Origin of the sequence: Streptomyces sp. D2-8 (genome assembly GCF_023184515.1) — a bacterium.
In the GTDB taxonomy this organism is placed as follows: Bacteria; Actinomycetota; Actinomycetes; order Streptomycetales; family Streptomycetaceae; genus Streptomyces.
On the sequence record NZ_JAAHBP010000030.1, the window covers coordinates 1 to 11,516 of the forward strand.

Genomic DNA, 11,516 nt, shown 5'->3' on the forward strand with positions numbered 1-11,516 from the left:
GATCCGCAAGGCCGTCCGGGCCCGAGGGCACTTCCCCACCGACCAGGCCGCCCTCAAATGCGTCTACCTGGCCGTCATGAGCCTGGACCCGACCGGCACCGGACGCAAACGCTGGACCATGCGCTGGCAGGCCGCACTCCAAGCCTTCGACATCACCTTCGACGGCCGGCTCACCGCCGGACGACGCTGAAGAAAACCGACCGAGTTCCACCGTTCACTACACAGACCCCGTCCGGGGGAGGCGGTGTCGTCGCTTCCGTCGTCGACGACAACAGAAGCACACCACGCGTAGCTCCCTGCCCGGTTACAGGGTTCCCGGTCGAGGCTCAGCCCGTCGAAACAGCCGTTCGAGCCGTCCCTGGGCGGCTCGGACGGCTGCAGGGCATTCTCGTCCGCTCAGCGGGCCTGCTCGTCAGGGCAGTCGGCCAGAGGTGTGCAGCGCGTCGAACACCATCCGGTCCACGGCCGAGACCCGCGCACGGTCGCCATAGCCGAACCAGTCCGACTCCGCGATCTCTCTTGAAGGAACCAGCGGACCGGTGTACTCGGCGGTGTCACAGATCATCCGGAACTCGGTGCCCCCGTCGTGGTCCCTCCGCGTCTCGAAGGTGCCGACGTGCACCATCGTGGCGGTGTCGACCCGGGACCGGAGTTCCTCGGCGATCTCGCGCTCCAAGGTCTCGGCATCCGACTCACCCGGCTCCCGCTTCCCGCCCGGGAAGTAGAAGACCTCCACACCGCGGTTGCCCGTCACCAGCACCCGCCCGTCACGCACCAAAACCCAGGCCACCTTCTCCGGAACGACCTCGATCTGCTCCCTCCCCGGACACTACCCACCTGCCCGCCCGCCTCAACTCCGCCCGGGCGAAAGCCCGAGGCTACGGGGATGTCGTCCAGCGACGGGCCGTTCTGGTCCAAGCGGCTTCCCACGCGGCGAGGTTGTGGTGATGGATGACGCGGTGGGCCGTGCCGTAGGCGGCGGCTGCTGCGGCATGGACGCCGAGGACGGCGATCAGGGCGGAACCCATGGCACGGCTGCGGATCTGATCGGCGCTCAGGGGCGGGTCGGTGAGCTTTCCGTCGGTGTCGGCCCAGACGCGGATGGTGCTGCCCTTGGGGAGAGTCGGCGGCGTCGGCATGGGCCGTGTGGGTGCGTCCGGAGGGGTCGGTGAAGCGGACCTTGGTGGGGTAGGGGGTCTGTCTCCCTTCGGCGGAGCCGGGTTCGGGGTGGTGACGGGCGTCTTCGACGAGTACCGCCGTCGTGTGGTGGCGGGTGGCGGCCTGGTGCCGGGCGGTGCGGGAGTAGTGGCGCTGGGCGGCGTCGCCGACGAGGAACAGGGCGAGAGGGCCGGCCGCCGGCACCGCCAGGGTCAGGCCGAGGCCGATCCACGTCTGGGCCAGGTCGCTGCGGCGGCGCAGGGGGTTGCGCCGCAGGCGCCAGAACATGACCCGGGGCGGCTCCCGCGGAGGCATCGGTGGGGGTGTGCGGCCCGGCATGTGTCCTCCTTTCGGCGGTGGACGCGGCGCATACGGGTGCCGACCGTGCGCGGGGACGGGGCGCGGCTCAGTAGGGGTGGGCAACGGGCGGGAGGGCCGCGGAGGCGGAGGGGTGACTGTGGGCGGCCTGCAGAAACCTTGCCGCGCCCCGGACGGCCGCGGTGTGCGGGGCCGGGACGATGCGCAGCGGTGCCTTCAGACGAGCGGTGAGCGGGTGGGTGATCTCGGGGCGCAGGGCTCCCCCGCCGGCCAGGAGGATGCCGCGCCGCAGAGCACCGGCGGTGACAGAGGTGCGGTCGTGGCGGCGGATCGCGGTCAGCATCGTGACCACCGCTTCGACGATCTGCTCGGGCGTGGTCGTCTCGCCGAGGTCGCCGGTGCCCAGGGCCGTGCGGTGCGCGTCGGTGACGGCGCCGTCGCACAGCAGGACCACGTCGGTGAGGTGGGCGCCGATGTCCACCACGACCAGCGGCCGGGACAGGTCCGCGTCGGCGGCCAGGGCGATGCTCCGGGCGCTGGGAACGGTCAGGACGCTGCGCGGCCGCAGCACCTCGACCGCGGCGCGGGCCCGGGTGCGGTAGGCGACGCCGTCCAGGACGGGAGTGGTGACGATGACCATGGGGCGGGTGAACCGGGGCAGCCGGTGACCGAGCAGGCGACGCAGCATCCGGGAACACCCCGGGGTGTCGATGATGGTGCCGCGCTGGGCGGGATGGACCGCGCCGGTGCCGGGGAGGGTGACGGTGGGCACGTCGACGACCGTGCCCTTGCCGGCGAGCCAGACGCGGGTGCGGGCGCTGCCCATGTCCAGCGCGATGCCAATGCAGCGCCGGCACATGGGCCACGGCCGGTGACGGGTGGCGTCGCCGGGCAGGTCGGGTGCTTCGGTCATGGCTGGGCCTCCTTGACCTGCTGGCAGCGGGCGCAGTAGCGGGCCTGCGGCACGATCATGAGCCGTTCCCGTTCGATCGGGCGCCGGCACAGGTGGCAGGCGCCGTACGAGCCCTCGTCCATGCGGTTGAGGGCTGCTTCGACGTCGGTGAGGACCATGCGCGCGGAGGCGGTGAGTTTGACGCGGACCTCGATCTGCGCGGCGGCCCGCTGCCGCCGGTCCTCGGCCCGGGAGGTGACCGGTCCGGCGAGCAGGCGCAGTTGCTCCTGGCGGAACAGGCGCTGCTCGTGGAGGTTCTCGCGCAGCGCTGCGAGGTCCTCGGCCGACAGGTGCGTCGTGCCCTCGTCGATGGTCTGGTGGTTCACCACGTCACCCCTTTGCGGCAGGGCGTAGGAGGTCGGTACGGGCGGGGTCAGGCCGCGCGGCGCCGGCAGGCGACGCAGTGGCGGGTGTAGGGCAGGATTTCCAGCCGTTCCGCGGGAACGGGCTTCGCACAGCCCACGCAGATTCCGTAAGTGCCGTCGTCGATGCGGGTGAAGGCTTCCTCGATCTCTTCGAGGGCCCGCTCCATCGCCGTCTTCTGCGCGGACAGCAGATGATCGTCCGAGCTGCGCTCGGTCTCGTCGAGGGCACGCAGCTGTGCCAGCCGGGAGGCGCGGGCATGTTCCAGGCGCCGGCGGGCCTCGTGCGGGTGGGGCTCGGCCCGGGTGACATCGAGCGACATGGCGGTGCCTTTCTCGGCGGCATGGGGCAGGCCCGCGGTTGCGCGGGCCGGTCATGCGCGGCGAGCGGCCCGGCGGCGTTGCCGGGCCGCCCGTCGGCTGTCGGGTGGTCGTGTGTGCTCCAGCCTGGCCCGGTCCGCGGCGGATACCCATCGGGCGCGGGCCCCATTTGCACCGGGGCGAGGGACCCATGCGGCCGCGCCATGGGTGGTGCGTGCCCGGGGAAATGGGGGTCAGGTCCCATGGACGGGACACGCGGGAAGGGGGCAGCCTGACCACAGGCTTGCTCAAGCGCCCGGGCCGCGAACGCGGTGGGCTCCGCGATGCCCGACAGTGGAGGTGAGACCGAGGTCGCAGAAGGGGAGGCGCAGGGCCGGTGTCCTTGTTCTGGCGGATCTTCGCCCTCAACGCCGTGGTGCTGGGCACGGCCACGGCCCTGCTGCTGTGGGCTCCGGTGACCGTCTCCGTGCCGGTGCTGCTGACCGAGGCGGTCATCCTGGTCGGCGGTCTGGTCGTCATGCTCGTCGCGAACGCCGCGTTGCTGCGGTTCGGTCTCGCCCCGCTGGACCGGCTCACCAAGCTGATGACCACCGTCGACCTGCTGCGCCCCGGCCAGCGCCTGCCCGCGTCCGGCGGCGGCGGTGTCGCCGAACTCATCCGTACGTTCAACGCCATGCTGGAGCGGCTGGAGCAGGAGAGGGCCGCCAGCAGCGCCCGGGCTCTGCTGGCCCAGGAGGGGGAACGCCGCCGCATCGCTCAGGAACTGCACGACGAGGTCGGCCAGAGCATGACCGCGATCCTGCTCGGGCTCAAGCGCTCCGCGGACGACGCACCGGAGCCGCTGCGCAAGGAGTTGCAGGAACTGCAGGAGATCACCCGGGAGAGCCTGGACGAGGTCCGTCGCCTGGTGCGCCGGCTACGGCCCGGAGTGCTGGACGACCTGGGCCTGGCGAGCGCGCTGACCTCGCTCAGCGAGGACTTCGCCACCCATACCGGGCTGCTGGTCACACGCCGCTTCGACGCCGACCTGCCCGCTCTGGCGCCGGAGACGGAACTGGTCCTCTACCGCGTCGCCCAGGAGTCGCTGACCAACGTCGCCCGCCATGCGGACGCCGGGCGGGTCACCGTCGCCCTGCGCCGCGCCGACGACGGCGTGGTGCTGACGGTGACCGACGACGGCAGCGGCATCGAGGCCCCCCGCGAAGGCGCCGGTATCCGCGGAATGCGCGAGCGGGCCCTGCTCGTCGGGGGCACCCTCGAGATCACCCCGGCACCCCGGGCCGGCACCCGAGTCCAGCTCACCGCGCCCCTTGCAAGGAAGCAGCCCTGACCATGCCCGACACGGCCACTCCCGCCCTGACGGATTCGAGCACGATCCGCATCCTGCTCGCCGACGACCACGCGCTGGTCCGCCGCGGTGTGCGGCTCATCCTCGACCAGCAGCCGGACCTCGAAGTGGTCGCCGAGGCCGGTGACGGGGCCGAGGCCATCGAGCTGGCCCGCACCCGCGATGTCGACCTGGCCGTGCTCGACATCGCCATGCCGCGCCTGACCGGCCTGCAGGCCGCCCGCGAACTGGCCGCCCTCAAACCGGGTCTGCGGATCCTGATGCTCACCATGCACGACAACGAGCAGTACTTCTTCCAGGCCCTGAAGGCCGGCGCGAGCGGGTATGTGCTGAAGTCCGTCGCCGACCGGGACCTGGTCGCGGCCTGCCGGGCCGCGATGCGGGACGAGCCCTTCCTGTACCCCGGCGCGGTCACCGCCCTGATCCGCAACTACCTGGACCGGGCCCGCCACGGCCAGGAAACCCCCGACCAGATCCTCACCCCCCGCGAGGAAGAGGTTCTCAAACTGGTCGCCGAGGGCCACTCCTCCAAGGAGATCGCCGACCTGCTGTTCATCAGCATCAAGACCGTCCAGCGCCACCGCGCCAACCTGCTGCAGAAACTCGGCCTGCGCGACCGTCTCGACCTCACCCGCTACGCCATCCGCGCCGGACTGATCGAACCCTGACCCACCGGCCGCCCACCTCCCGCCGGGGAGCCGGGCCCGGCCCGCACGCCACGACGAGAGGGGGGACGGTGCACGACACCGCGCGCACGGCGCCCGTCACCGGCACCACCCGGCCCCGCTCCCCCGTCGCCGCGGCCGTGGCAGTCGTCGTCCTGGCGGTGCTGGCCACCCTGGGCATCGTCGCCCCGTCGCACGGCACATCGGGCACGGGAGTGCCCGGCGCATCTGCGGCGGCGGACCATCACCGGTACGACGGGACGCGCGCCGACGACGGATGCGATGCCGCCCGCACCGTCCGGGCGGCCACCCGCCACGAGCCGCACGGCGAGCACCCGGCCCCTCGCGGACACCTCGGCACCCGCGGCCGGAGCGCGGACACCGTCCCGTGCCCGGTTCCGGGCCCGCACCAGGCGTCCACCGGGCCTGTGCCCTCCTCACAGCCACACGCGGCCCAGGACCAGGGGCGGGCGCCCCCGATGTTCTCCGGCACCTGACGCCCCGTCCCTTTTCACGTCCCCACCCGCTCCGCTGCGGCCCGCGCCGGCCGCTGCCGTGGCGTGCCTGCCTGCCGGAGGCCCCGTTGAACCGTTTCCTGCGTGTGAGGGCGCTGCTCGCCCTCGCCGTGCTCGCCCTGTCTCTGTTCGTCGCTGTCACCGTGCCGGTCCGGCTCGGACTGGACCTGCGCGGCGGGACGCAGATCGTGCTCGAGACCCGCTCCACCACGGCCGGCGCCGACAGCGCGGCCACCGACCGCACCCTGGAGGTGCTGCGCGGCCGCATCGACGCGCTCGGCGTCGCCGAACCCACCCTGGTGCGCTCCGGCGACGACCGGATCATCGTCGAACTGCCCGGTGTACAGGACCCGAGGAAGGCCGCCGACGTCCTGGGCCGCACCGCGCAGCTCACCTTCCACCCCGTGCTCGGCATCGCGGACGAGGCCGGCGGCACCTCCCGGCCGCTGCCGAAGCGCCCCCGGGAACGCGTCCTGCCCGACGAGTCCGGCTCGCCGCTGCGCCTCGGTCCCACGTCCCTGACCGGCGAGGACGTCAAGGAGGCAGCCGCCCGGTTCGACCAGCGGGGCGGCGCCGGATGGCACGTCACCGTCGGCTTCGAAGGCGCCGGCGGTGCCGGCTGGGCCCGCCTGACGGGCGAGGCCGCCTGCCACGGGGCGGGCGACCCGGCACGGCGGGTCGCCATCGTCCTCGACGACAAGGTCATCTCCTCCCCTCAGGTCGACCCGTCTCTCGCCTGTGGGACCGGCATCCGCGACGGCGCCACCCAGATCACGGGCTCCTTCAGCCCCGAGGAAGCGCGCGAACTCTCCCTGCTCATCAACGGCGGGGCCCTGCCCGTGCCCGTCGAGACCGTCGAGCAGCGCACCGTCGGTCCGACCCTGGGCGCGCAGGCCATCACCGCCAGTGCCTGGGCGGCGGCCATCGGCACCGCGCTGACCTCGCTGTTCATCATCGCCGTCTACCGGCTGATGGGTGCCCTGGCCGCCCTCGCCCTGGCCTGCTACGGCCTGGTCTCCTACGCCGCCCTGGCCGCCCTCGGCGCCACCCTGACCCTGCCGGGCCTGGCCGGTTTCGTCCTGGCCATCGGCATGGCCGTGGACGCCAACGTGCTGGTCTTCGAGCGGGCGCGCGAGGAGTACGCCGTCCGCCGCCGGCCCACCATCCGCTCGGCGCTCGCGGCCGGCTTCCGCAACGCCTTCAGCGCGATCGCCGACTCCAACATCACGACGCTGATCGCGGCCGCTCTGCTGTTCTTCCTCGCTTCCGGGCCTGTGCGCGGCTTCGGCGTCACCCTCGGCATCGGTGTGCTCGCCTCCATGTTCAGTGCCCTGGTCATCAGCCGTGTACTCGCCGAGTTCGCCGTGAGCCGCCCGGGCGTACGCCGTCGACCCCGTCTCACCGGCATCGCCACCACCGGCGCGGTCCGCGACCGCCTCGCCCGTCGCAACCCGCTGCTGATGCGCCGCCCGCACCGCTGGCTGGCCACTTCCGCGGCCGTGCTCGTGCTGGCGGGCTCGGGCATCGCGGTGCGCGGCGTCGACCTCGGCGTGGAGTTCACCGGAGGCCGCCTCATCGAGTACTCCACCAGCAGCCCCGTCGATCCCGGCCGGGTCCGTACGGCCCTCGCCGACGCCGGGTTCCCCCGTGCGGTCGTGCAGTCCTCCGGCGACACGGGTCTGACGGTGCGCACCGATCCCCTGACCGACGCCGAAGAGTCGGAGGTCACCGGTGCCCTGCGCGAACTCGACGGCCGGGCGGACAAGGTCCGGGACGAGCTGATCGGTCCCAGTCTCGGAAAGGAGCTGCGCCACGGCGCGCTGATCGCGCTCGCCGTGGCCCTCGGGGCGCAGTTCGTCTACCTCGCGGCTCGCTTCCGCTGGGTGCTGGGTTCCGCCGCGGTCGTCGCCCTCGTCCACGACGTGGTCATCCTGCTCGGAGTCTTCGCCTGGCTCGGCAAGCCCGTCGACGGGGTGTTCCTGGCGGCCCTGCTCACCGTCATCGGCTACTCCGTCAACGACTCCGTCGTCCTCTTCGACCGCGTCAGGGAACTGGCCCGGCGCAGTCCCGGGGCGCCGTTCTCCGGCACCGTGAACCGGGCGATCCTGCAGACGCTGCCCCGCACGGTGAACACCGGCACGGGCGCGGCGTTCATGCTCACCGCCCTCGCCGTGCTGGGCGGCTCCTCACTCACGGACTTCGCCCTGGCGCTGCTCATCGGGCTCGTCGTCGGGACGTACTCCTCGGTGTTCACCGCGGCGCCCGTCGCGATCCGGCTCCACCACCGCGGACCGGTCAGGAGGTGAGCCGGTCCAGCGCGGCCCGGACCGGGGCCACGCCGTCCTCTTCGGCCAGGCCGCGGGCCAACTTCTGGGCGCGGCTCCGGTGGTGAGGGTCGCCCGTGGCGTGGCGCAGGGCGGAGGCCAGGGTTTCGGCGGTGAGGCGGCGCAGGGTCGACGGCGTACGGGGCCATCCCCAGGGCGACCAGGCGCGCCGCCCAGAAACCGCCGTCGAACTGCACCGGCACCGGAGCCGTGGGAACGCCCGCGTGCAGGACGGCCGCGGTGGTGCCGGCTCCGGCGTGGTGGACCACGGCGGCCGTGCGGGGGAACAGCAGCGCGTGCGGCACGTCGTCCACGGTGATCACGTCATCGTCGTCGCCGCGGGCGGCGAGGCCCGCCCAGCCCTGCTGGATGATGCCGCGCAGTCCCGCCGTCCGCAGCGCGCGCATGGGTCCCAGTGTGGACCGGCCGGGCGGAGGAGACACGGTGCATGGCCGCACGTGGACGAAAATTGGCCCGCCGACGTGTCGCACCACCGCCCGGAGCCGGGTCCTCCGCCCGGTGTGGCGGAGGACCCGGCTCCCGGTGGGACGGTGGGTCAGGACGACTGGGCGCTCTGGTAGAGGTTCTGGGCGTCCGCGCCGAAGTACGGGCCGTACATGGCGTTCGGCAGGAAGTTGTACTTGAAGCTGTTCACCGAGGACAGCAGGCCCGTCCCGGTGGCCTCGCTGAACTGGGTGAACCAGGGGCCTCCGCTGGAGCCGCCGGTCATGTTGCAGGTCAGGCCGTGGTCGCTGGACAGCAGGAAGTCGCGGGTGGTGGTGCCGCTGCAGTAGATGAACTTCTCGCCGTCGTACGGTGCGGCGGCAGGGAAGCCGAAGGAGTACATGGCCTTGTTGTAGCCGGTGTTGAAGGCCAGGCCCTGGCCGCCGACGACGTCGGTCAGCTTCTTGCCGTCCAGCGGGGCGACCACGGCCGCGCCGATGTCGTAGTTGATGTCCTCACTGGCCGTCCACTGCGGCGTGGACAGGGTCTTGGACGCGGCCCAGGTGCCGTACGGGCGCTGGCCGTCGTGGTAGCCGGGTACGAACACCCAGTTGGTGTGCCAGGCGCCCTCCAGCTTCACGCAGTGGCCCGCGGTGATCACGGTGCTCTTGTTGGCGCTGGTGACGGCGTTGCCGGAGCAGGACGCGGTGCGGCCCTGGTGGCTGAAGAACACCCGTCCCGCGGTCTTGGTCACCGCTCCCCCGCCGGACCAGGCTCCGCCGCGGTGCGGGAAGGCCAGGGGGCCCATGGCGGAGGCGGGCGCGCTGGGAGCCACGACCGCTTCCTTGCCCTTGCGGGGTGCCGGTGCCCGTACGTCGGTGCGGTCGACGGTCAGGAGGTCGAGCGGGGTGGCCTCGCGCATCCGCTGCGGAGTCCAGAAGGCCAGGGCGCGTTCCTGCGCCGAGGCGGTCGTCACGCCGGTGTCCGGTGCGCCGCTCGCCGGTGCGGCGGCGACGCCGGTCGCCAGGAGCGCGGCGACGCCGGCGAGCGCGCCGAGCACGGAGCGGCGGGCACGGGTGCTGCCGCCGGACGGGCGGGAGCTGCGGGGTCGGCCTATCACGCGGTCTCCTTCTGCTGTGGGGGCCGGGCGGCGGGAAGCCGGTCCACCCGGTCAGGCAGGGGTGTCACTGCGGACGGTCAGGGGGCAGCGTGCCACCAGGAGGCCGATATGGACAGGTGCATGTCATGACGTTGGCCGAAAGTCACGCCCTCACCGCGCGGAGCGGGACACGCGGGCACAGAAGAACCCGGCCTCACCGTGGAGGCCGGGTTCGGAAAGCTGCGGCTGGTGTCAGAGGATGGGGCCGGGGCCGCTGGGGCCGCCCGGCTGGACGCGGCCGCGCCACGCGCCGGATTCGATTCCGCGCTCCTCGATGTACTGCTTGAAGCGCCTCATGTCGCCCTTCACCCGGCGGTCGATCGTGCCCATCATGTCCGCGGCCTTCTCCACCGCTCCGCTGGGCTCGACTTCCAGTACGAGCTCCACCCTGGTGTGGGTGTCGTCCAGGCGCTCGAAGCGGACGGAGCCCCTCTGGTGGGTGTCTCCGCTGGTCGTGCGCCACGTGACCCGCTCGTCGGCCAGCTGGTCGACGATCTCCGTGTCGAACTCGCGCTTCACCCCAGCGATCTTGGTGGTCCAGTGGTTGTGGCGGTCGTCCAGTTGCCGCACCTCCTCGACGCCCTCCATGAAGTTCGGGAACTCCTCGAACTGCGTCCACTGGTTGTAGGCGGTGTGGACGGGGACGTCGACTTCCACGGTTTCCTTGATGGTGCTCATCTGAATGCCTCCGTATTCACTGATCGCCTGCAGGAGGCCCATCGGCCCACACAGGTCCGGGCCTGTGGAGGCCGAGTACCCGGGATGCTCCGGTTGCCACATCGGATGCGATCAGCGCCGTGGCAGACGGTCGGACGGGATGCCGCCCGCACACCGCCGGCCCGGTACGGTCAGGCCGCGGGGCAGGGCCCACACGGAGGAGATCGGTGCACGGTTGACGGTGCCGTCGGCGTTCCCGGCGCCGGTGACCGGCGTCGAGGCGTGTGCCGAAGCGGTCCGGCCGCCGGGATCAGAACCGGTCGTGCTGCTGCGGCTGCCCGTATGCCTGGCCGCTCGGGTCGTTCGTGCTCTGGGTCTGCAGCTGCTCCGCCTGCTCCTTGGTCACCTTCTGCTCCGCGCCGCAGAAGGTGCACTGCGTCAGGTACTTCGTCGAGATCGGGAACAGCGGGACGAAGAACAGGGTGAACTTCGTGACGCGCTTCCTGAGCGTGTGGGCGGCGGGGTTCTTGCACTGGCCGCACACCAGCGTCAGTATCGCCAGCTGGTACAGGTATCCCTTGGTGCCGAAGATGATCACGTGTCGGTCCTTCCCGGTCGGATCTTCACCCAGTGTCCTGCATCGCGGGCATGTCGGGCGCGCGGGCCCCTCGTTCGTGTGGAGAGCCCGGCGGGGGCTGCTCCAGTCGGGTGACGGCGGGCCGGGTGCCTCCGGCGCGCCGATACGGTTCCGCGGTGACCTCGATCTCACCCGAAACGCAGTCCGTGCCCACCGACGACCTGAGCTCCCTCGTCGTCCAGTCCTGGCGGGGCACGACCCCGACGGGGACGTCCCCTACCTCCTGGCCTGCTCCCTCGGAGACGATGCGAACGGTCCGGAGGGCACGTCGAAGGCCATCGAGCAGCTGCTGCTGAGCGCCGGGCTCCCCCTGGGCGAGGGACTCGTCCACGCGGCCCAGGGCCAAGCCTGCCGGTCAGCCTGCTGGTCGTGCCCGGGTCGGCCGTCCTGACCGTGCAGCACCTCAAGTCCCAGTTCGTCCCGCCGGAGACCTGGCTGGAGGCGGTGGGCGAACTCGGCTACGCGTACCTCATCTTCACCACGCGGCCGTGGCCGGAGGGCGCCGAGCCCGGTGACGTCGAAACGCTCGCCGCCTTCACCTCCGACGAGGACGCCATGGCCTCGGCGGCGCATGTCGTCCTGCCCGCCCGCAGCCTGCGCAGCTGACGCGCGTACAGCCCGGGCCACGTGAGGGTGGCCCGGGCTGTGGTGTGCCC

At 72.3% G+C, this 11,516-nt stretch carries 12 protein-coding genes and 3 pseudogenes; 6 read left to right on the forward strand and 9 right to left on the reverse strand.

The window, feature by feature from the left end; all coding sequences use genetic code 11:
- A pseudogene (locus G3I77_RS36585) lies at positions 1–190 on the forward strand (IS256 family transposase); the annotation flags it as partial.
- A gap of 222 nt (positions 191–412) precedes the next feature.
- On the opposite strand, the gene G3I77_RS36590 reads toward G3I77_RS36585, so the two are convergent.
- The 5 genes from G3I77_RS36590 to G3I77_RS36610 all read right to left on the reverse strand — a co-directional run bounded on the left by G3I77_RS36590 (position 413) and on the right by G3I77_RS36610 (position 3,113).
- The gene (locus tag G3I77_RS36590; protein WP_248510911.1) at positions 413–775 is read right to left on the reverse strand and encodes an NUDIX domain-containing protein; all 363 of its coding nucleotides are present in this window, start codon (positions 773–775) and stop codon (positions 413–415) included.
- A gap of 103 nt (positions 776–878) precedes the next feature.
- On the reverse strand, positions 879–1,139 hold the full coding sequence (locus G3I77_RS40985; protein WP_308311440.1) for a hypothetical protein: 261 nt from the start codon (positions 1,137–1,139) through the stop codon (positions 879–881).
- Between the two features lie 425 nt (positions 1,140–1,564).
- Positions 1,565–2,389: a rod shape-determining protein gene (locus tag G3I77_RS36600; protein WP_248510914.1), complete on the reverse strand. Its 825-nt coding sequence runs from the start codon at positions 2,387–2,389 to the stop codon at positions 1,565–1,567.
- Positions 2,386–2,757: a TraR/DksA C4-type zinc finger protein gene (locus G3I77_RS36605; protein ID WP_248510922.1), complete on the reverse strand. Its 372-nt coding sequence runs from the start codon at positions 2,755–2,757 to the stop codon at positions 2,386–2,388. The genes G3I77_RS36600 and G3I77_RS36605 overlap by 4 nt, the downstream gene beginning before the upstream one ends.
- A gap of 44 nt (positions 2,758–2,801) precedes the next feature.
- Positions 2,802–3,113 (reverse strand): TraR/DksA C4-type zinc finger protein, encoded by a 312-nt coding sequence (locus tag G3I77_RS36610; RefSeq protein ID WP_248510923.1) that lies wholly within the window; start codon positions 3,111–3,113, stop codon positions 2,802–2,804.
- 374 nt (positions 3,114–3,487) lie between these two features.
- Here G3I77_RS36610 and G3I77_RS36615 point away from each other — a divergent pair, with 374 nt between their 5' ends.
- From G3I77_RS36615 to secD, 4 genes are all read left to right on the forward strand, one after another.
- Positions 3,488–4,441: a sensor histidine kinase gene (locus G3I77_RS36615; protein ID WP_248510925.1), complete on the forward strand. Its 954-nt coding sequence runs from the start codon at positions 3,488–3,490 to the stop codon at positions 4,439–4,441.
- A 2-nt stretch (positions 4,442–4,443) separates the two neighbouring features.
- Positions 4,444–5,127, forward strand: coding sequence for a response regulator transcription factor (locus G3I77_RS36620; RefSeq protein ID WP_248510927.1), 684 nt, complete (start codon positions 4,444–4,446; stop codon positions 5,125–5,127).
- 68 nt (positions 5,128–5,195) lie between these two features.
- A complete protein-coding gene (locus G3I77_RS36625; protein ID WP_248510929.1) occupies positions 5,196–5,621 on the forward strand; it encodes a hypothetical protein in 426 nt (141 codons plus the stop codon).
- 86 nt (positions 5,622–5,707) lie between these two features.
- Positions 5,708–7,945 carry a protein translocase subunit SecD gene (gene secD, locus G3I77_RS36630; RefSeq protein ID WP_248510932.1) on the forward strand — a complete coding sequence of 746 codons (2,238 nt, stop codon included), beginning with the start codon at positions 5,708–5,710 and terminating at the stop codon, positions 7,943–7,945.
- Here the strand turns inward: secD and G3I77_RS36635 are convergent.
- The 4 genes and pseudogenes from G3I77_RS36635 to G3I77_RS36650 all read right to left on the reverse strand — a co-directional run.
- A pseudogene (locus G3I77_RS36635) lies at positions 7,935–8,436 on the reverse strand (glycosyltransferase); the annotation flags it as partial. The gene secD and the pseudogene G3I77_RS36635 sit on opposite strands and share 11 nt — an antisense overlap.
- An 83-nt stretch (positions 8,437–8,519) precedes the next feature.
- The gene (locus G3I77_RS36640; RefSeq protein ID WP_248510933.1) at positions 8,520–9,527 is read right to left on the reverse strand and encodes a peptidase; all 1,008 of its coding nucleotides are present in this window, start codon (positions 9,525–9,527) and stop codon (positions 8,520–8,522) included.
- A 231-nt stretch (positions 9,528–9,758) separates the two neighbouring features.
- Positions 9,759–10,244, reverse strand: a complete 486-nt coding sequence (locus G3I77_RS36645; protein WP_248510934.1) for an SRPBCC family protein — start codon at positions 10,242–10,244, stop codon at positions 9,759–9,761.
- 289 nt (positions 10,245–10,533) lie between these two features.
- Positions 10,534–10,821, reverse strand: coding sequence for a zinc-ribbon domain-containing protein (locus tag G3I77_RS36650; protein WP_248510935.1), 288 nt, complete (start codon positions 10,819–10,821; stop codon positions 10,534–10,536).
- Here G3I77_RS36650 and G3I77_RS36655 point away from each other — a divergent pair.
- A pseudogene (locus G3I77_RS36655) lies at positions 10,814–11,466 on the forward strand (DUF5949 family protein). The gene G3I77_RS36650 and the pseudogene G3I77_RS36655 sit on opposite strands and share 8 nt — an antisense overlap.
- The last annotated feature ends 50 nt before the right edge of the window (positions 11,467–11,516 follow it).